Genomic DNA, 18,609 nt, shown 5'->3' with positions numbered 1-18,609 from the left:
CATGTCCGACGACCTCATCGCCCGGCCCGTCGACCCGTCCGGCGGGATCCCGCCCTCGGCCGGCCGCCGGGCGCTCGACATCGCGGGGGCGCTGGCGGGGCTGGCGCTGTTCTCGGTGCCGCTGGTGCTCATCTACGCGCTGGTGCGGCTCACGAGCCGGGGCCCGGGGATCTTCCGGCAGACCCGGGTCGGGCAGGGCGGCCGGCCGTTCACCATCCTCAAGTTCCGGACGATGCGGCAGAACGCCGGCGGCATGAAGGTCACCGCCACCAGCGACCCGCGCGTCACCCGCCTCGGCCGGGTGCTGCGCCGCTTCTACCTGGACGAGCTGCCCCAGCTCGTGAACGTCCTGCGCGGCGACATGACGCTCGTGGGGCCGCGCCCGGAGACCTACGACCTCGCGGTGTACTACGACGCGCGCTGGCGGTGGATCTTCGACCACCGGCCGGGGATGACGGGCATGTCGCAGGTCAGGTTCCGCGACTCCGACGTCCTGCCGCCCGGCGAGGAGGTCGACCTGGCCTTCTACGTCGAGCGGCTCGTCCCGGCGCAGGCCGCGGTCGACGCGGTGTACCTGAGCGACCCGTCGATGCGCGCGACGCTCCGGACGCTGGCCCAGACCGTCTGGTACGTCCTCGGTTTCACCGTCCCGCCGCTGCGGGTATCGGGGGACGGGAACGTGCGGGAGGCGGCGCCGCCGCCGGACACCGCGCGTCCCGCGGAGCGGCCCGGATCCGCCGCCTAGCGGCCCGCCAGAAAGGTTCGCATGCGCTTCCGGAGCGTCCGGTACCTGACCACGGCCGTCGCCGCGGTCGCCGCGGTCATCCTGCTCACCGGCCTCGCGCTCCGGCTGCACACGGAGCCGCCCGCCCCGGAACCGCCGTACCGGGGGCCGCCCGCCGCGCCGGGCACGCCCGCGGCGGAGGCGACCGGCACGCGCCGCATCGCGCTGAACACCGAACCCGCCGACTACCCGCGCCTGCGCGCCCTCGGCTACGACCTGGTGGACGTCGCACCCGACGCGGAACAGGTCGACGGCGTCCCTCCCGGCATGGAGGCGATGCTGTGGGTCGGCAACTACCACTGCGACGACTTCGTCCTCGGCTTCCAGGAGTTCAAGGACGCCGTCGACCGGTTCGGCCGGGACCCGCGGGTGTTCGGCTGGTACCTGTCGGACGAGCCGAACGCCGGCGACTGCCCCGGGGTCGCCGGGGAGATCCGCCGCCGCGCCGAGTACATCGAGCGGAACGCGCCGGGGCAGGTCTCGTTCGTCTCGCTCACCGACTTCCCGATGGAGCCGCTGACCCCCGGTCGCGTCGGCGTCGACCTGTTCGGCCTCGACCCCTACCCCTGCAAGGGTTCGGCGGACGTCCTCGAACGCTGCGACATCGGCGCCATCGACCGGATGGTCCGGATGGCCGACGACGCCGGCATCCCCCGCGACAGGATCGCGCCCGTCCTGCAGACGTTCGGGCAGAGCTGCTCCGACGGCGACAAGCAGTACTGGCTGCCGACCCGGGCCCAGTTCCTCGGGATCCTCGCCCGCTGGGACCGCCTCGCGCCGCGTCCCCCGCTGGAGATCTCCTACTCCTGGGGACACCAGGACGAATGGGCCTGCCCCACCCTCGCCGACGCCGCCGGCGGCGAGCACCCGGACCTGCAGAGCATCATGAAGGCCCGCAACAGCGGCTGATCCGGCCGGGGATCAGTTCTGGCTCGGCCTCTCGCTGACCTGAGACTGCCTGTCGGCGACGGTCGGCTGCTCCGGCCCGGTCGGAATCGGAAGCTCCATCGAGCCGAGCTTCAGGGCCAGCACCTCCATGACACCCACGACCAGAACGAACGCGACGACCATCAGGCCGAGCCTCTTGCGGTCCACCCCGCGCACCCCTTCAAACCCCCAGCTAAACCGGCATAAAACCTAACACACCATGATCCAAAACCCATTCCCGGATGCACCCTCCGTACCCACATCGTTACCGATTTCCGAGCCGTCGAGTTGCGGCGTGTTGTCGTTATGGCGGAGCGGATAACAACAACACGCCGCAAGGGAACGCGGGTTCAGACTCGGTGGCTGGTGAGGTTGGCGGCTCTTGCGTTGACGCACTCGCCCGTTGCCAGGTCGAAGGCGAAGTTGTGCGCCAGGCAGTGGATCCGGCCGTCGCGGACGACGGCGCCCACACTCAGGTCCTCGCCGGCGTGCGGGCAGTAGCGGGGGATGTCGTAGCGGTCGCCGTCGCATTCGACGGTGATGCGCTCGCTCTCGTCGCGTCCGGTCTCGTACTCCTCGACGGCCGTCAGCGCGGGCGCGTTGGCGTGCTTGAGGAGGCCGACCAGGTAGTCGTTGTAGACGTCGGGGTCGCGGTAGAGGCTGACGCGGAACGAGATCAGGAGGTCCTCCCAGGCCATCCGGCCGTCGAGGACGGCGTCGACCCAGCGGCCCGCGGCGGTGATGCGGTAGTGGGGGCGGACGTCCGGGGACGCGTGCGCCACGGTGAGGCCGTCCGGGGCGAAGTCCACGTCCCAGACGCCGCCGTTGGGCCCGGTGACCTCGAAGCGGACGACCATGGCGATCTGGCGGAGGAAGTAGTCGCTGAGTCCGCCCAGGTACGCGAAGTGGGCGGCGAACCGGTCGTAGAGGCCGAGCCCGGGTTCCGGATGCTCCGCGATCACCTCGGCGATGGCGGCCGCGCGGTCGGCGGCGTAGCGGTCGAGGTACTCGCCGGCGTCGGCGAAGGAGAACTCGGCCGAGACCGGGTCGCGGGTGCACTCGCCGGTGTCGAGGTCGAGGACGTCGCCCGGCTTGAAGTAGTCCCAGCGCTGCTGCGGGAGGTGCTCGCGCAGCCATTCGGCGGAGACGTCCGGGTCGCAGAACGCGCCCTCGCGCCGGTCGAGGACCCAGTTGAGGTGGCCGACCTCCGCGTCCAGGAAGCAGGGCGGGCCGGCGAACGGGACGGCGAGCTCCGGCGCGGTCTGCCGGACGAGGCGCTGCACGGAGCGGAGCTTCGAGATCCGCTTGTCCATGGAGATCCGGGCCATCTCCTCGGCCGGGTACTCGTAGCAGATCGGGTGCCAGGACGCGCCGGACGTCTGCACGGCCATCAGGTCGAGCGTGCCGCCCGCCAGGTGCTTGGCGCGGCGGGCCTGCGCGGCGGTGAGCCGGGCGTCGTTGCAGTGCAGGATTCCGCGCCCGTCGGCGACGATGAGAAAAGCCGCATCGTGACACATCGGGGATAGTTCCGGAATCGCGGTGATCCAGGACCCACGATTGTCAAGCGGAAATTTCTCCCAGGCCGGCAACTCGATTACCTGGCGGCCACCGGCGGCGGCCATCATCCGCTCCCGGAAGGCCGGTCCGGGATAGTGCGGAATGAGGATCCGGGTGCGCTCCGGAAGCCGCTCCAGCACCCACGGGTCGAAATGATCTAGATGCTCGTGCGAGACCGCGATCCAGTCGGCGTCGAGCAACACGGCGGTATCGAGATGATCGTTTCTCGGGTACTGGTGCCAGGCTCCGAGAAAGGCCCCCGTCGGAGCGAGCCACGGGTCCGCGAGCAGGTGGAAGGCGGTCGCGTCCACCGCGACCCCCGCATGTCCGAGAAAGGTTACCTTCGGCATGTGGAGACTGTCTCTCCCCGGCCGCTCCACCGCACCCACAGGAATGCGCAAAGCGGCTACGCCGTAGGGATGAAAGAAAAGGCCGGCGGAGATCTGACTATCGCGACTGAGACGCTTCCATAAAGCACATAGTTTACGTTACTCGCGTGTATGTCCACTTCTGGACATACACGGGTCTGTTGCGGTCAATTGACTGGACACGCGCAGGTGAGCGGGGTGACCGTCTATAGCGGGTGCAGTAAGAACAGACGGGGGTTCTCATGAGCAACGGGCGGGCTCGGTCGTCCCCGGCGGACGCTCCGAGGGGCGCTCGGGTGGGCGTGGGCACGCTCACCGGAACGGGTCCGGGCGCCTCCCGCGGCGCCACCGGGGAGGCGGGCGCGGAACGCGCGGAGGAGGGCCTGTGGCGGAGGCGGCTCCGGCACGACATCAGGCACGAGCTCGGCACGATCATCATGCTGGCGTCGGCCGTCGTGGTCGCGGACGACATCGGCGACACGAGCCGGGGCCGCGTCGAGCAGCTCCTCGGCGAGACCCGCTGGCTGGACCATCTGCTGCGGCAGCTCGACGACGGTGACGGGCCCGACCGCGACGACGGCCGGGCGCTGCCCGCCCCGGAGCGCATCCGGGTGGACGACCTCACCGCCGAGGTCGTCACCGGGATGCGCCTCGCCACCCCGCACGAGGTGTGCTTCACCGGCGGCGAGGCGTGGGCCCACATGGACCCGGTCGCGCTGTGGCGCGCGGTCCGCAACGTCCTCGACAACGCGTGCCGCGTCGCGGAGGGGCGGGTGAGCGTGCGGGTCGAGGCGGACCAGGGCTGGATCGCCATCCAGGTCGACGACGACGGCCCCGGCTTCGGCGCGGACCGCGGCACGCACCGGCCCGGCCTCGCGTCGCTCGGGCTCGGCATCGTCCACGACCTCATCTCCGGCTACGGCGGCAGCCTGGAGATCCGCACCTGCGAGATGGGCGGAGCCCGCGTACGAATGCTCCTGCCCGCCGCCCCACCCCCCGACCCGCCACCGGACCCGGCCGCCGATCCGCGCGCCGACGACTGGCGGCCCTATCCATGAACGTGCTGATCTGCGATGACCATGCGGTCTTCGCCGAGTCGTTGTCGCTGGTGCTCGCCGACGCCGGGCACAGCGTCGTCGGGGTGGCCTTCTCCCCCGCGGACGCGCTGCCCGTGCTGCGGGCCCGGCGGCCCGACGTCTGCCTGACCGACCTGCGGTTCCCGGCGGGCACGGCGCTCGACTGGATGCCGAGCCTGCGGGCCGCGTCCCCGGGCACGAGCTTCGTCGTCCTCACCGGTTTCCTCGAACCGGAGGTGCTGGACGCGGGGGTCCAGGCGGGCGTGCGGGGTTTCGCCCACAAGGGCCAGCAGGCCCGCGACATCCTCACCGTGCTGCGCCGCGTCGCGGACGGCGAGGTCGTCGTCGACCAGGCGGCCCGGCGGGACGAGGCGCGGCCGCGCAACCAGGCGCAGCGGGTCGCGCGGTTCCTCACCCCGCGCGAGCGCGAGGTGCTGACCCGCCTGGTGCGCGGGGAGTCCACCCAGGCGCTGGCGAAGGCGATGGGCGTGACGCGCAGCACGGCGCGCAGCCACGTGCAGAGCGTGCTGAGCAAGCTCGGGGTGCATTCGCAGCGCGAGGCGGTGATCGCGGCGGCCCGGCACGGCCTGGTCAGCGTCGAGACCGGGGAGTGGCTCGCGGGCTGAGCGGCCGCGCGTTCCGCGGTTTCGCGGGCCGGGAGCCGGGGAACGGCCGAATCCGGACCTTCATGGTTCGGCCGGGACGCGTTAGCGTCCGCCTGGAAGGAGGTTCCCATGCCGCAACGGCACGGTGCGCCGCCCCTCTCCGACGCGGGCGCCCTCGACTGCGCCGCCGTCTACACCCGCGGGGTCCCGCACGGCAGGTTCGCGCGGCTCCGCTCCAGGACGCCCGTGGTGTGGCAGGACGGCCGCACGGCGGGCCGGCCGGGCGCCTGGGCGGTGCTCCGGTACGCGGACGTCCACCGGGCCCTCACCCGTCCCGGGCTGTTCCGCCCGCTGAGCGACGGCGTCCTGCACGGCCCCATGATCGCGGACGTCCCGGACGGCGCACGTCCCGCTCAGCGCCCGCCCGGTACCGCGCTCATCGACATGGATCCCCCGGCCCGCGCGATGCTCGGCCGCATCCCGCGCCGGGAGCCGGCCGACTTCGTCGCCGACGTCGCCCCCGACCTCCCCGAAACGCTGCGGAACACGCTGGCCGGCGGCCTCTACGCGCTGCTGCGCCACCCCGAGCAGTACGGCCGGCTCCGGGAGGAGTGCTCCGACGAGCGGCTCGTCGACAGCACCGTGGAGGAGATGCTGCGCTGGTGGACGCCCGTCCTCCAGGTCTGGCGGACCGTGCGGCGCGGCACCGTCGTCGGCGGCGTGCCGCTGCTGGCGGGTGAGCGGGTCACACTCTGGCTGGTCTCCGCCAACCACGACGACGAGGAGTTTTCCGAGCCCGAGCGGTTCGTCCCGGAACGGTTCGCCCTGGGCGCCCGGCCGCACCTCTGCTTCGGGTCCGGGCACCGGGCGTGCCTGGGCGCGCGGCTCACCCGCGTGCACCTGCGCGCCCTGCTGGTCGCGCTGCTGGAGCACCCGCGCACCCTCCGGCTCGCGGGCGAGCCGCTGCCGCTGCGGTCCAGCACCCGGCACGGCTTCGAGCGCCTGCCCGTCCGCTGGACCGCCTGACCCGGCCCCGGCTACCTCCCGCGGAGTAGGCGCGGGCACTCCCCGCGGCCGACGCCGGCCGGGGACCGATGACCTAACGTGCAAACATGAGCACTTCACCGCCGCACGGCCCTGCGCGGCCGACCCTGCCGCGCCCCGGCCTGTGGCCGGTGTGGGTCGTCCCGGCCTTCCTCGCGTTCTTCCAGATCTTCGGTTCGCTGGGCGCGCAGCACGGCGGCGGACAGCCCGGCGGCGGCACCGGCGGCGGCTCACCGGGCCCGCCGTGGGCCGAGGGCGGCGGGCCCGGCGCCGGGCTCACCGAACTGGACGCGCTGGGGTTCGGCCTGCTCCTCGCCGGCCCGGCGCTGCTGCTGCTGCGCCGCCGCCATCCCGTGCTCGTACTGGCCGCGACCGCGGCGGTGACCGTCCTCTACCTGCTGCGCGCCTACACCTACGGCCCGGTGATCTTCTCGATGGCCGTCGCGATGTTCGCGGCCGTCGTCGCCGGGCACCGGCTCGCCGCCTGGGCCGGGACGGGCGCCGTCCTCGCCGCCTACTTCGCGCTGACCACCGTCATCGGCGTCTCCGCGGACGAGCGGGGGTCCGGCGGGCTCTTCCCGGTGGAACGGCCGTCCCTCGTGGCGATGACGTTCGTGACCGCCTGGGCGCTGGTGGTCCTGGTGACCGCCGAGCTGGTCCGGATGCGGGGGCAGCGCGCCGCGGAGGCGGCCCGCATCCGCGCCGAGAAGGAACGCCGGCAGGCCAGCGAGGAGCGGCTGCGGATGGCCCGCGAGCTGCACGACGTCCTCGCGCACAACATCTCGATGATCAACGTTCAGGCGGGGGTGGCGCTGCACCTGCTGGACGAGAACCCCGAGCAGGCCCGGACGGCGCTCGCCGCCATCAAGGACGCCAGCAAGGAGGCGCTCACCGAGATGCGCGGGGTGATCGGCGCGCTGCGGGCGCAGGGCGAGACCGCGCCCCGCTCCCCCACCGCCGGGCTCGACGGGCTGGCGGACCTCGCCGCCCGCGCGCGTTCCGCCGGGCTGGCGGTCGAGGTCGAGATCACCGGGGACCGCCGCCCGCTGCACGCGAGCACGGACCTCGCCGCGTTCCGCATCGTCCAGGAGTCGCTGACGAACGTGACCCGGCACGCCGGGCCCGGCCCGGTGACGGCCCGGGTCGCCATCGCCTACCGTGAGCACGAGATCGTGGTGCGGGTCGAGGACGACGGCCAGGGGGTGTCCCTGCTGGACGACCACCCGGCCGGCAGCGGGATCCGGGGCATGCGGGAGCGGGCGGCCGCGCTCGGCGGCGGCTTCGACGCCGGGCCGCGGCCCGGCGGCGGGTTCCGCGTGCAGGCCCGCCTGCCGCTGACCGGCGAGCCGGACGGCGCGCCCCCGGACACGGCCGCGCCCGGAAAGGGCACCCAATGAGCCGACGTCATCCTCGGAAGGGCTGAACATGCGGGTCTCTGGTGGAGCGCCGGACGGCGACTCGGCGATCAAGGTCATGCTGGCCGACGACCAGGTCCTGGTCCGGGCCGGGTTCCGGGCGCTGCTGGACGCGCAGCCCGACATCGAGGTCGTCGGGGAGGCGAGCGACGGCGAGGAGGCGGTGGCGCAGGCGCGGCGGCTGCGTCCCGACATCATCCTGATGGACATCCGCATGCCGGGCCTGGACGGCCTGGAGGCCACCCGGCGGATCGCCGCCGACCACCGCCTCGCCGACGTCAAGATCGTCATCCTCACCACGTTCGAGCTGGACGAGTACGTGTTCGAGGCGCTGCGCGGCGGCGCGAGCGGCTTCCTCGTCAAGGACACCGAGCCGGTGGAGCTCATCCACGCCGTGCGGGCCGTCGCCGCCGGCGACGCGCTGCTGTCGCCCAGCGTCACCCGGCGGCTGATCGCCGAGTTCGCGATGCGCGCCAAGGAGCCGGCGCCGTCGCCGCGGCTGAACGCCCTCACCGACCGTGAGCGGGAGGTCATGGCGCTGGTCGGCGAGGGCCTGTCGAACGAGGAGATCGCGGCCCGGCTCGTGGTGAGCCCCGCGACCGCGAAGACCCACGTCAGCCGCACGATGGTGAAGCTCGACGCGCGCGACCGCGCCCAACTCGTGGTGTTCGCCTACGAGTCCGGGCTGGTCAAGCCCGGGTGGCTTCCGTAGCGATTCTCACTGTGCGGCGATTCCCTGTCGTCGTCCGCCGGGACGTGACAGGGTGGAAGCACCCAGGCCGTCATGGACGCGAAGGAGCCCGGTGCCGAACGACACGAGGATCCTGGCCGTCGACGACCGCGAGGAGAACCTGACCGCCCTCGCGGCCGTCCTCGACGCCCTCCCGGTGGATGTCGTGCCGGTCACGTCCGGCCAGGCGGCCCTCAAGGAGCTCCTGAACGACGAGTTCGCGCTGATCCTGCTCGACGTCGTCATGCCGGAGATGGACGGGTTCGAGACCGCCCGGCACATCAAGTCCCGGCCCCGCACCCGCGACATCCCCATCATCTTCCTCACCGCGGGGGGCGCGGCGGGCGAGCAGGCGTTCCGCGGGTACTCCGCCGGCGCGGCCGACTACCTCACCAAGCCGTTCGACCCGTGGCTGCTGCGCGCCAAGGTGTCGGTGTTCGTCGACCTGCACCGCCGCAACCTGGAGCTGCAGCGGCAGGCGAAGCTGCTGCGGCAGACCCTCGCCGAGGGGGACGGCGGCGACGTCCTGGCGGGCTGCGAGCGGCTGATCTCCGCCCTCGACGAGCGGCTGCAGAAGGTCGAGGAGGACGCCGCCCTGATCCGCGCGGGCGAACCGGCCGGCGACCTCGACGAGCACGTCGCCGACCTGCGGCTCGTCCTCGACGCCCTGGCCGCCGGTACCTGACGCCCTGGCAAGATCGCCCGGCGTGCGGCCGGGTCAGCCCGGCGCGGCCGGGATCGCGGGCGGGCGGGCCGCCGCGTCCGACTGGAGCTTGCCGCGCAGGATGAACGCGCCCACCAGCACCGCCGCCACCACCAGGACCACCGCGATCGTGACGACCAGGACCGTCTTGCGGCGCTCCACCCGGCCGCCGCCCAGGCCGTGCACGGGCGGCGGCGGAGGCTGCTGCCAGTTCGTGTACTGCTGGGGCTGCTCCCACGGCGGAGGCGTCTGGCGGCCCGGGGCCTGGCGGGTACGGGACGGCGGCGGCGCCCACTCGGTCTCCAGGAACGTCCGCGAATCCGGACTCCCGCCGGCGGGCGGCGGCTGCGCGTAAGGCGCCCCGTTCTGCCCCAGGCCACGCCCCTGGCCGGCACCCTGGCCGGGCGCCTGGCCGCGTCCCTGACTGGGGCTCCGGCCGTGGCCCTGTCCGGGGCCTCGACCTTGGCCCTGGTCGCCGAAACGGACCGGGTCGTGGCGGGTGATCGGCTCCGGCTCGCCCGGGTCGCGGCGGGTGACCACGTCCAGCTCGTCCGGATCGAGGACGGTCTCCGCCGCGTCGGCCGCCCGTCCGCCGCCCTGCAGATAACGGCCGGGCTCGTCGTCCGTCACCGTCTCGGTGGCCCGCGGGGGAATCGGGCGCGACGGCGGGAGCATCGCCGCGACCCGGGTGAGCAGCGGCTGCGCCTGCGCCGCCGTCATCCGGTTCGCCGGCTCCCGCGCCAGCAGCCCGTCCAGCACCCGCGCGAGCGGCCCCGCGTTGCGGGCCGGCGGCACCGGTTCGGTCAGCGCGGCCTGCAGCGACGACATCGCGTCCGACCGCTCGTAGGGTGAGCGGCCCTCCACGGCCGCGTACAGCGTCGCGCCCAGCGCCCACAGGTCGGACGCCGGCACCGCGCGCTCACCCTGCACCCGCTCCGGCGGGATGTAGGCAGGCGAACCCATGACCAGGCCCGTCTGCGTGAGGGTGGCGTCGCCCTCCACCTGCGCGATGCCGAAGTCGGTGAGCACGACCCGCCCGGTGTCGGTGATCAGCACGTTGCTGGGCTTGACGTCGCGGTGCAGGATGCCCTTCTCGTGGGCGTGCCGCAGCGCGCCGAGCATCTGCAGCCCGATGTCGGCGACCCTGCGGTGCTCCATGGGGCCGCGGTCCAGCAGGTCCTGCAGGGACGGGGCGAGGACCAGCTCCATCACGATCCACGGCCGGTCCGACTCCTCCACCACGTCGTGGACGGTCACCACCCCGGAGTGGTTCAGCCGCGCCGACGCCCGCGCCTCGCGGAACGTCCGCTCGTACAGCACGGCGCGTTCGGAGTCGTCCAGGCCCGGCGGGAGCACGACCTCCTTGACCGCGACCTCGCGGTCGAGCATGACGTCGAAGGCGCGCCACACGGTGCCCATCCCGCCCCGGCCGACCACTGAGTCGAGCCGGTAGCGATTACCGAGCAGACGCGCCTGTGCCATGACTAGAGGGTCCCCCCGTTTATCATCCCACCCCGGAGGGACGGAACGTGTCGAGCACATTCTTCACGAGTGCCTCGTTCTCGTTCCACTGGGACGCGGGAACCGCGACCACCACCGCGTACGACCGGCCCCCGGCGATCACCCCGCGGTCGCGCGCGCGGGTGAGGCCGCTGTCGCGGGTCCAGGTGAACTCGATGTCGGCCGCGGCCACGCCGGCGACGCTCGTGCGGGTGATCGAGAGCCGGTTGAAGTTCCGCAGCTTCCCGTCGGCGATGGCCTCCCGCTCCCAGGTCAGCCAGTGGTCGTACGGGTCGCCCGTCCAGGGCGTCCGGTCGACCTGGACGTAGGCGGTGCCCGCCGGGTCGTTCCAGATGGTGCTGTTGCCCCGGTCGGAGCGCCGCCACCCCTTCGGGACCCCGATGGTGAAGCCGGGGCCGGGCGCCCGGACGAGCCCGTCCGGCAGGAACGCCTCGGACGGGCCGCCGGACGATGCCGGCTCGGGCGCGGTGGGCGTGTCCTGCGGGCCGGGCGTGGACTGCTTCGCGACGGTCGTCGGCTGCCGGGACTCCTCGGGCCCGCCGCCGGACGAGCCGTCCGGCCACATCAGGACCCCGGCGACCGCCAGGATCACCGTCGCCACGGCCGCCCCGGCGAGGATCGGCGCCAGCACCGACCTGCGGCGCTCCGTCCCGGCCGGGGCGAGCGGCGGGTAGTGGGCCGTCATCCCCGGGACCGGCCCGGGGAAGGACGGCGCCGGTGGCGGCGGCGCGGGAGGCGCCTGGCTCGCGGCGGGCGGTGCCGGGGGCGGGGCGGGGCGTGCGCCGGACAGTGCGCCGGACAGTGGGCCGGACGCGGTCGGCTCGGCGGCGAGACCCGGTGCCTGCCCGGCGGCGACCGCGTTGAGGGCCTCCTCCGCCCGGTCGCCGGTGAGCCGCCGGCCGGGGTCGCGTTCCAGCAGGGCGGTGAGCACGGGCGTGAGCGGCCCCGCGTTCCGCGGCGGCGGGACGTCCTGCGTGAGGATGGCCGCGAGCACCGCCATCGCGTCGCCGCGATGGTGCGGGGCCTTCCCCTCGGTCGCGGCGTAGAGGGTGGCGCCGAGCGCCCACAGGTCGGACGCGGGGACCGCCGGGGAACCGTTCACCCGCTCCGGCGCCATGTACGCGGGCGACCCGATGAGCAGCCCGGTGCCGGTGAGCGTGGCGTCCCCCGCCATCTGCGCGATGCCGAAGTCGGTGAGGACCGCCCGGTCGTCCTCGGCGACCAGCACGTTGGCGGGCTTCACGTCCCGGTGCAGGATGCCGATCGCGTGCGCGGCGCGCAGCGCCCCCGCGATCTGCCGCCCGATGGCCGCGGCCCGGCCGGGCGGCAGCGGCCCGTCCCCGTCCACGATGTCCTGGAGCGAACGGGCCCGGACCAGTTCCATGACGATCCACGGACGGTCGTCCTCGTCCACGACATCGTGTACGGTCACGACGCCCGGATGGTTCAGCCTGGCCGAGGCGCGGGCCTCGCGCAGCGTCCGGCGGTGCCGGTTCTCGCGCTCGTCGTCGCCCAGCCCGGCGGGCAGCACGACCTCCTTCACCGCGACGTCCCGGTCGAGGGTCTCGTCGCGGGCGCGCCAGACGGTGCCCATCCCGCCGCGCCCGACCACGGATTCGAGCCGGTACCGGCCTGCGAGGAGGCGGCCTTCCATCAGTCGTCCGCGGGCTCGAAGTGCCGGTAGACCGGCTTGAGCTCTGCGAACACCTTGTCCCACTCCTTGTCGGGGGCGCGGAGCAGGATGGCGTAGCCGTGGCCCTCGGTCACGAAGCCGCGGTTCAGGACGCGGACGCGGCCGCCCTGCCCGGCGTAGGTGAACTCCCAGTCGGCGGAGTCGTCCCCGTCGCCGGTGTCGGGCACCGGCGGCTGGTCGCCGGTCGGCCGGATCCCGATCAGCTTGTAGCCGGGCCAGCCGGAGCCGCCGCGCTCCTGCCGCCGCCAGTCGTCGATCGCGCTGTCGCCCGGATCGTCGGTCTGGTCGATCTGGAGGTAGACGTCGCGGTCGGGCGAGTAGAAGAAGTCGCCGCCGTTCTTGCGCTCGGGGCCGCTCCACCCCTTCGGGACGAGCACGGTGTAGCCGCTGCGGTCCTTGTGCTTCTTGAAACCGGCGGGGACGCCCGCGCTCGGCGTGCCGCTGGGCGTGGTGGAGGTGGCGGAGACGGACACGGTGGCGCCGGTCGCCGGCGCCGTCGCCCCCTGCTGGCCCGCGTCCTTCTTCTCGTCGCCGCCGCTCCGCGCGAGCGCGATGCTCGCGATGAGGACGATCACGAGCAGCACCACCGCGGCGATGATCACCACGTTGCGGTTGGAGGCCAGGGCGGGGCGCCGGGTCGCGTGGGTCGTCGGCGGGAAGTGCGTCGCCGTCCCTCCGCCGGCCCCTCCGTGGCCGAGCGATCCGTGCTGGACGGTCCCGTGGCCGGGCGACCCGTGGCCGGGCGACCGGTCGGCGGGGACCGTCGCGCCGGCGGGTTCCGTCCGCGGGCCGGAGCGCCAGGACGAGGCGCGGTCCGGGTCGGGCGTCGTCTCCCCGGGGCCGGCCTTGCTCTCGCCGCCTTTCCCGGAGTCGCGGGCGGTACCGGTCCTGGCCGCCTTGCCGGTGGGGATGTCGAAGCTGGTCAGCTGGTCGGGGCGGGCGTCCGCGGCGCCGGGCGCGGCCGGGGCGGCGGACGCGCGGACCGGGTCGACGCTCGTCGCGCCGCCGGGGTCGCCCGTCTCCTCGGGGAGCGGCTGGTCGGGGGCGTAGGTCTCCGGGTACGGCTCGGCGTAGCCCTCCGCGTAGGGGCGGGCCCCGTGCGATCCGGGCTCGGCGGGCTCCGGTGCGGACCGGCCCGAGGGCTCGTCCAAGGGGAACTCGACCGCCATGGTGCGCTGCGTGTCGACGCTCTCCTGCCGGACGATGTCGTCCAGGAGGGCACCGGCCTCGATCGCGTCCATCCGCTGGGCGGGGTCCTTGCGCAGCAGGCCCTCGATGACGGGGATGAGCCGGCCGCCCTTCTCCGGCGGGTCGGGCTCGTCGGAGATCACCGCGATCAGCGCCGCCATCGGCTCGGAGCGCTCGAACGGCGACTTGCCGTGCAGCATCGCGTAGAGGGTGACGCCGAGCGACCACAGGTCGGAGGCGGGTCCGGCGGTCCGGCCGCGGGCCCGCTCCGGCGCGATGTACGCGGGCGACCCCATGACCAGGCCGGTCTGGGTGAGGGTGGCGTCACCGGAGGCGGTCGCGATGCCGAAGTCGGTGAGCACGGCGCGCTCGCCCATCCGCCCGGTGCCGGTGATCAGCACGTTGCTCGGCTTGACGTCCCGGTGCAGGACGCCCGCGTCGTGCGCGGCGTGCAGCGCGGCGAGCATCTGCCGGCCGATCTCGGCGGCGCGGCGGGTCTCCAGCGGGCCGTCCTGCTTGATCACCTGATCGAGGGAGCGCGCCTTGATGAGCTCCATGATGATCCACGGACGGCCGTCCTCCTCGACGACGTCGTAGACGGTGACCACGCCGGGGTGCCCGAGCCGCGCGGCGGTGCGGGCCTCCCGGAACGTGCGCTTGTGGTGGACGGCCCGTTCCTCATCGGTGAGACCATGCGGGAGGATGACCTCCTTCACCGCGACGTCACGACCGAGGACCTCATCGTGCGCTTGCCAGACCGTACCCATGCCGCCCCGGCCGACCTGGGTCACCAGTCGGTAACGGCGGGCGAGCAACCGCTCACCGGTGGGTTCACTTGGCATATCCGCGACCATATCGACTTTTGCTGACAACCTTGGAACGAGCTTGCAAGCCACTTCCCCCTACCCGTACGACGTCCGGCGTCACACCGAGGTTCGCCACCACCGGACTCACCAGCACGGATGGAAGCACGGTGGACGTGACAGCCGCCATTGACGACCCCGCCACACCCTCGATGAAGGGGTCGGCCGCGGGAGACGCCGCACCGGAAGGCCGGACCGTGAAGGGCCGGGCGACGCGGGAGCGGGCCCTGCCGCGGGTGCTGCCGTGGGCCATGCCGCGGGCCGGCCGGGGGGCCGCTGCCGGACGGGACTCCCGGGGCGGGGGCGGTCTGCTGGGCAGATGGGGACGGCTCGTCCGATCCGCGCCCACGATCTTCTTCTGGTACACCCGTCTCTCCGGGATCCTGTCGCTGCTCGCCTGGGTCTCCCATGGTCTCATCCTCGAGATGGCCGACATCTGGGCGCTGCGGTGGCTCGGCTATCTCGGCTGGTTCCCGAGCGTGCCCGTCGGCCTCCTCTGGATCCTGCTGTCGATGGGCGTCCGGCGGCGCAAGAAGGCCGCCTGGCGGATCCTCGTCGTGGTCTTCTGCCTGCCGACCGCGGTGGGCGTCACCGCGGTCGCGACGGCGTCCCTGAAGCCGGACGAGCCGCTGCACACCGGGCTGCTCATCACCGCCGCCGCGCACCTCGCCGTCCTCGTGCTGCTGGTCTCCGCGCGGGGGCAGTTCACCACGCTGCCCGACCGCGCGAACCGCCGCCTCGCCACCCAGGTCTTCACCAACCTCCTCGTGGTGACCTGCGGGATCGGGACGCTCCTCGTCACCGTCACCGACCGGGACGACAGCGGCGCCTTCTGGACGCACCCGCTCTACGCGATCTCCCAGACCGTCCTCGGGCCGCGGGTCACCGGCACGCCGATCAACGTCCACGTGCCGTTCTGGGTCAACGCGATCCTGTGGGTCCTCGGCACCGGGCTGCTGATCGTCACGTTCTGGGCGATGTTCCGGCCGGGGCGCCAGGACCCCGTCCTCGGCGCGCGGGAGGAGCTCACGGCGCGGTCGCTGCTCGCCGAGTACGGCGACCAGGACTCCCTCGGCTACTTCGCGCTGCGCCGCGACAAGGACGTCATGGTCGCGCCGAACGGCAAGGCGGCCATCGCCTACCGGGTCGAGGGGTCGGTCTCGCTGGCCAGCGGCGACCCGCTCGGCGACCCCGAGTCGTGGGACCAGGCGATCGAGGCGTGGCTGGAGGAGTGCCGCGCGCACGCCTGGATCCCCGGCGCCGTCAGCGTCGGCGAGCGCGGCGCGCACGTCTACCGGCGGCACGGGTTCGCCGCGCTGGAGCTCGGCGACGAGGCCGTCATCGACCTCGCCGGCTTCACCCTGGACGGGCGCGAGATGCGGCAGGTGCGGCAGGCCGTCCGGCGCGTCGAGCGGGCCGGGTACGGGGTGCGGATCCGGCGCCACTCGGAGATCCCCGCCCGGGAGATGGCCGCGCTGATCCGCAGCGCCGACGCGTGGCGCGGCGAGGACGCCGAGCGCGGCTTCTCGATGGCGCTCGGCCGGCTCGGCGACCCCACCGACGGCCGCTGCGTCATGGTCGAGGCGTTCGACGCCCGCGGCGAGCTGCGCGGGCTGCTCAGCTTCGTCCCGTGGGGGCGCGCCGGCCTGTCCCTGGACCTGATGCGCCGCGACCGGCTCGCCGAGAACGGGCTGAACGAGTACATGGTCGCCAAGCTCGCCGAGAAGGCCGCCGCGGTCGGCGCGCAGCGGCTCTCGCTGAACTTCGCGATGCTCCGCTCCGCGTTCGCCCGCGGCTCGCAGATCGGCGCCGGGCCGGTCGCCCGGCTCTACTACCGGTTCCTGTCGTTCGCGTCGAAGTTCTGGCAGCTCGAATCGCTGTACCTGTCGAACGCGAAGTACCTGCCGGACTGGCGTCCCCGCTACATCTGCTACATGCAGAGCCGGCACCTCGTCCGGCTCGGCCTCGCCTACGCCCGCGCCGAGGGGTTCCTGCCCAACCTGAACCGCCCGAAGCTGGAACGGGCCGCGGCCATGGCGCCGTCCGGCGACCTGGTCGACCGGGTCCGGAAGATCGAGGAGGCCGCCGACGCGGCCCGCGCGCCGCGGCGCCGGCTGTCGGAGCAGGAGCGGGTCAGGCACGCCAAGCTGGACCGGATCCGCGCCGCCGGCCTGGACCCCTACCCGGTCGGCTGCGAGCGGACCGACGTCGCCGCCGGCATCCGGGAGCGCTTCGCCGGCCTCGCCCCCGACGCCGCCACGGGCTGCCGTGTCGCCATCGCGGGACGCGTCGTCCTCGCCCGCGAGCACGGCCGCCTCATCTTCGTCACCCTGCGGGACGAGACCGGTGACCTCCAGGTGATGCTGACCGCCGACGCGCTCGGCGAGGAGTCCCTGCGCAGCTGGAAGGCGCTGATCGACCTCGGCGACCAGGTCGGCGTGGCGGGCGAGGTCGTCACGTCCAGGCACGGCGAGCTGTCGGTGCTCGCCTCGTCCTGGCAGGTCGCCGCGAAGTGCCTGCGGCCCCTGCCGAACAAGCGCTCCGGACTGTCGGACCCGGAGGCCCGAGTCCGGCAGCGGTACGTCGACCTCATCGTCAACGACGACGCCCGCCGGATGCTCCGGATGCGCGGCGACGCCATCGCCGCCGTCCGCGACGGCCTGCGCGGCCGCGGCTACCTGGAGGTCGAGACGCCGATGCTGCAGCCCGTGCACGGCGGCGCCGCGGCCCGGCCGTTCACGACGCGCATGAACGCCTACAACATGCAGCTCCACCTGCGGATCGCGCCCGAGCTGTACCTGAAGCGCCTCCTCGTCGGCGGCGTCGGCCGCGTCTTCGAACTGAACCGCAACTTCCGCAACGAGGGCGTCTCGCCGAAGCACAACCCCGAGTTCACGATGCTGGAGGCGTACGAGCCCTACGGCGACTACGACACGATGGCCGCCCTCACCCGCTCCCTCGTCGTGGACGCCGCCCGCGCCGCCCTCGGCACCACCGTCGTCGTGCGCGACGGCGTCGAGTACGACCTGGCCGAACCGTGGCGGGAGGTCACCGTCTACGGGGCCGTCTCCGAGGTCCTCGGCGAGGAGATCACCCCCGACACGCCGCTGACCACCGTCCGGTCGTTCGCGGTGAGCCTCGGCCTGAACTTCGACTCGCATTCGGGGCAGGGCAGAATCGTCCAGGGAATCTTCGAGGCGCTGGTCGAGGAGAAACTCACCGCCCCCACATTCGTGCGCGACTATCCGGCGGAAACGTCCCCGCTCACCCGCCCGCACCGAACCGAACCGCGCCTCGCCGAGAAATGGGACCTCATCATCTTCGGCCTCGAACTCGGCACGGCCTATTCCGAGCTGATCGACCCCGTCCTGCAGCGCCGCCGCCTCACCGAGCAGTCCCTGCGCGCCGCCGGCGGCGACCCCGAGGCCATGGAACTGGACGAGGACTTCCTGCGCGCCCTGGAGTACGCGATGCCGCCCGCCGGCGGCATGGGCATGGGCATCGACCGCCTCATGATCACCCTCACGGGCCGCAGCATCCGCGAGACGATCCCCTTCCCCCTGGCCCGCCCCGGCTCCTAGAGGCCGCGCGGCACGGCCCGGTACCCCTGCTCCGCCAGCCACCGCCGCGCCGCCCCCCGCCGGGCGTCCTCCCCCTCGGGCAGGACGCCCGGCGGAATCGGCACGCCCTCTCCCCCTTCGTCCACCGGGACGACATCGCCGTACTCGACGTCCAGCACATGGAACCCGTCATCCATCGCCGCGGCCACCGCCCCCAGATCAACGGGAAGCCCGGCAAGCCCCGAAACACCCTCAATCTCGTCGGCGAGCTCCGCGTCCCCTGGAAGGCCCCGCCGCCTTAACTCCTCGACACACTCCCGGGCAAGCGCCGCACCCCCGGGCAACCCCCTGGCGGCCACCGCGACGTCCCCGGCGTACTGCAGCACCGGCCCGAGCGGACGCCCCGCCAGCACCTCAAGCCCACGGCCCCCGTCCCCACGGTGGACGGCCCCCCGCAACCGCGCCAGCGCCTCCCCGTCCCATTCAGCCACGCAGACATTTCTACAGACATCCACCGACATGGACATGCAAATTCGACAACACCACCCGCCCCGCACCGAGCACCGAGCACCGAA

General features: G+C 73.5%; 15 protein-coding genes. 9 read left to right on the top strand and 6 right to left on the bottom strand.

Annotated features, from left to right (window positions below; translation table 11 throughout):
- The first annotated feature begins 1 nt into the window (after position 1).
- On the top strand, positions 2 to 745 hold the full coding sequence (locus IEZ03_RS24205; protein ID WP_132054445.1) for a sugar transferase: 744 nt from the start codon (positions 2 to 4) through the stop codon (positions 743 to 745).
- A 21-nt stretch (positions 746 to 766) separates the two neighbouring features.
- Positions 767 to 1,693 (top strand): hypothetical protein, encoded by a 927-nt coding sequence (locus tag IEZ03_RS24200; protein ID WP_184881035.1) that lies wholly within the window; start codon positions 767 to 769, stop codon positions 1,691 to 1,693.
- A 12-nt stretch (positions 1,694 to 1,705) separates the two neighbouring features.
- Here the strand turns inward: IEZ03_RS24200 and IEZ03_RS24195 are convergent, their stop codons facing one another.
- Both IEZ03_RS24195 and IEZ03_RS24190 read right to left on the bottom strand, forming a co-directional pair.
- Positions 1,706 to 1,879, bottom strand: a complete 174-nt coding sequence (locus tag IEZ03_RS24195) for a hypothetical protein (protein ID WP_165966328.1) — start codon at positions 1,877 to 1,879, stop codon at positions 1,706 to 1,708.
- 182 nt (positions 1,880 to 2,061) lie between these two features.
- On the bottom strand, positions 2,062 to 3,471 hold the full coding sequence (locus IEZ03_RS24190; protein WP_373293675.1) for a Rieske 2Fe-2S domain-containing protein: 1,410 nt from the start codon (positions 3,469 to 3,471) through the stop codon (positions 2,062 to 2,064).
- 461 nt (positions 3,472 to 3,932) lie between these two features.
- Here IEZ03_RS24190 and IEZ03_RS24185 point away from each other — a divergent pair, with 461 nt between their 5' ends.
- The 6 genes from IEZ03_RS24185 to IEZ03_RS24160 all read left to right on the top strand — a co-directional run bounded on the left by IEZ03_RS24185 (position 3,933) and on the right by IEZ03_RS24160 (position 9,191).
- Positions 3,933 to 4,694 (top strand): sensor histidine kinase, encoded by a 762-nt coding sequence (locus IEZ03_RS24185; RefSeq protein WP_184881031.1) that lies wholly within the window; start codon positions 3,933 to 3,935, stop codon positions 4,692 to 4,694.
- Complete coding sequence (locus IEZ03_RS24180) at positions 4,691 to 5,338, top strand: response regulator transcription factor (protein WP_184881029.1); 648 nt, start codon at positions 4,691 to 4,693, stop codon at positions 5,336 to 5,338. The genes IEZ03_RS24185 and IEZ03_RS24180 overlap by 4 nt, the downstream gene beginning before the upstream one ends.
- Positions 5,339 to 5,446: 108 nt before the next feature.
- Positions 5,447 to 6,343 (top strand): cytochrome P450, encoded by an 897-nt coding sequence (locus IEZ03_RS24175; RefSeq protein ID WP_184881027.1) that lies wholly within the window; start codon positions 5,447 to 5,449, stop codon positions 6,341 to 6,343.
- Between the two features lie 86 nt (positions 6,344 to 6,429).
- Entirely contained in the window at positions 6,430 to 7,758 is a 1,329-nt protein-coding gene (locus tag IEZ03_RS24170) for a sensor histidine kinase (RefSeq protein WP_184881025.1), read from the top strand.
- 28 nt (positions 7,759 to 7,786) lie between these two features.
- On the top strand, positions 7,787 to 8,488 hold the full coding sequence (locus IEZ03_RS24165; protein ID WP_184881023.1) for a response regulator: 702 nt from the start codon (positions 7,787 to 7,789) through the stop codon (positions 8,486 to 8,488).
- Positions 8,489 to 8,579: 91 nt separating this feature from the next.
- The gene (locus IEZ03_RS24160) at positions 8,580 to 9,191 is read left to right on the top strand and encodes a response regulator (protein ID WP_184881021.1); all 612 of its coding nucleotides are present in this window, start codon (positions 8,580 to 8,582) and stop codon (positions 9,189 to 9,191) included.
- Positions 9,192 to 9,224: 33 nt separating this feature from the next.
- Here IEZ03_RS24160 and IEZ03_RS24155 read toward each other — a convergent pair whose 3' ends face one another.
- Genes IEZ03_RS24155 through IEZ03_RS38125 form a run of 3 tightly spaced genes read right to left on the bottom strand, consistent with a single transcriptional unit; the run spans position 9,225 to position 14,453 of the window.
- A complete protein-coding gene (locus IEZ03_RS24155; RefSeq protein ID WP_184881019.1) occupies positions 9,225 to 10,691 on the bottom strand; it encodes a serine/threonine-protein kinase in 1,467 nt (488 codons plus the stop codon).
- A 22-nt stretch (positions 10,692 to 10,713) separates the two neighbouring features.
- Entirely contained in the window at positions 10,714 to 12,384 is a 1,671-nt protein-coding gene (locus IEZ03_RS24150; protein WP_184881017.1) for a serine/threonine-protein kinase, read from the bottom strand.
- The gene (locus IEZ03_RS38125) at positions 12,384 to 14,453 is read right to left on the bottom strand and encodes a serine/threonine-protein kinase (RefSeq protein WP_229808530.1); all 2,070 of its coding nucleotides are present in this window, start codon (positions 14,451 to 14,453) and stop codon (positions 12,384 to 12,386) included. Before IEZ03_RS38125 ends, IEZ03_RS24150 begins: the two co-directional genes overlap by 1 nt.
- Before the next feature lie 272 nt (positions 14,454 to 14,725).
- Here IEZ03_RS38125 and lysX point away from each other — a divergent pair, with 272 nt between their 5' ends.
- Positions 14,726 to 18,055 carry a bifunctional lysylphosphatidylglycerol synthetase/lysine--tRNA ligase LysX gene (lysX, locus tag IEZ03_RS24135; protein ID WP_184890369.1) on the top strand — a complete coding sequence of 1,110 codons (3,330 nt, stop codon included), beginning with the start codon at positions 14,726 to 14,728 and terminating at the stop codon, positions 18,053 to 18,055.
- Here the strand turns inward: lysX and IEZ03_RS24130 are convergent.
- Positions 18,052 to 18,243, bottom strand: coding sequence for a hypothetical protein (locus tag IEZ03_RS24130; RefSeq protein ID WP_194506013.1), 192 nt, complete (start codon positions 18,241 to 18,243; stop codon positions 18,052 to 18,054). The genes lysX and IEZ03_RS24130 overlap by 4 nt on opposite strands.
- Positions 18,244 to 18,609: the final 366 nt, after the last annotated feature.

It is taken from the genome of Actinomadura livida (genome assembly GCF_014648675.1).
In the GTDB taxonomy this organism is placed as follows: Bacteria; Actinomycetota; Actinomycetes; order Streptosporangiales; family Streptosporangiaceae; genus Spirillospora; species Spirillospora livida.
This window is presented reverse-complemented; position numbering and strand designations above follow the sequence as displayed.

Bases quoted from the DNA above. Each gene is read 5' to 3' on its own strand.
- IEZ03_RS24205 (WP_132054445.1), top strand. From the start codon at position 2: ATGTCCGACGACCTCATCGCCCGGCCCGTCGACCCGTCCGGCGGGATC.
- IEZ03_RS24200 (WP_184881035.1), top strand. From the start codon at position 767: ATGCGCTTCCGGAGCGTCCGGTACCTGACCACGGCCGTCGCCGCGGTC.
- IEZ03_RS24180 (WP_184881029.1), top strand. From the start codon at position 4,691: ATGAACGTGCTGATCTGCGATGACCATGCGGTCTTCGCCGAGTCGTTG.
- IEZ03_RS24175 (WP_184881027.1), top strand. From the start codon at position 5,447: ATGCCGCAACGGCACGGTGCGCCGCCCCTCTCCGACGCGGGCGCCCTC.
- IEZ03_RS24170 (WP_184881025.1), top strand. From the start codon at position 6,430: ATGAGCACTTCACCGCCGCACGGCCCTGCGCGGCCGACCCTGCCGCGC.
- IEZ03_RS24165 (WP_184881023.1), top strand. From the start codon at position 7,787: ATGCGGGTCTCTGGTGGAGCGCCGGACGGCGACTCGGCGATCAAGGTC.
- IEZ03_RS24155 (WP_184881019.1), bottom strand. From the start codon at position 10,691: ATGGCACAGGCGCGTCTGCTCGGTAATCGCTACCGGCTCGACTCAGTG.
- IEZ03_RS24150 (WP_184881017.1), bottom strand. From the start codon at position 12,384: ATGGAAGGCCGCCTCCTCGCAGGCCGGTACCGGCTCGAATCCGTGGTC.
- IEZ03_RS38125 (WP_229808530.1), bottom strand. From the start codon at position 14,453: ATGCCAAGTGAACCCACCGGTGAGCGGTTGCTCGCCCGCCGTTACCGA.
- lysX (WP_184890369.1), top strand. From the start codon at position 14,726: ATGCCGCGGGCCGGCCGGGGGGCCGCTGCCGGACGGGACTCCCGGGGC.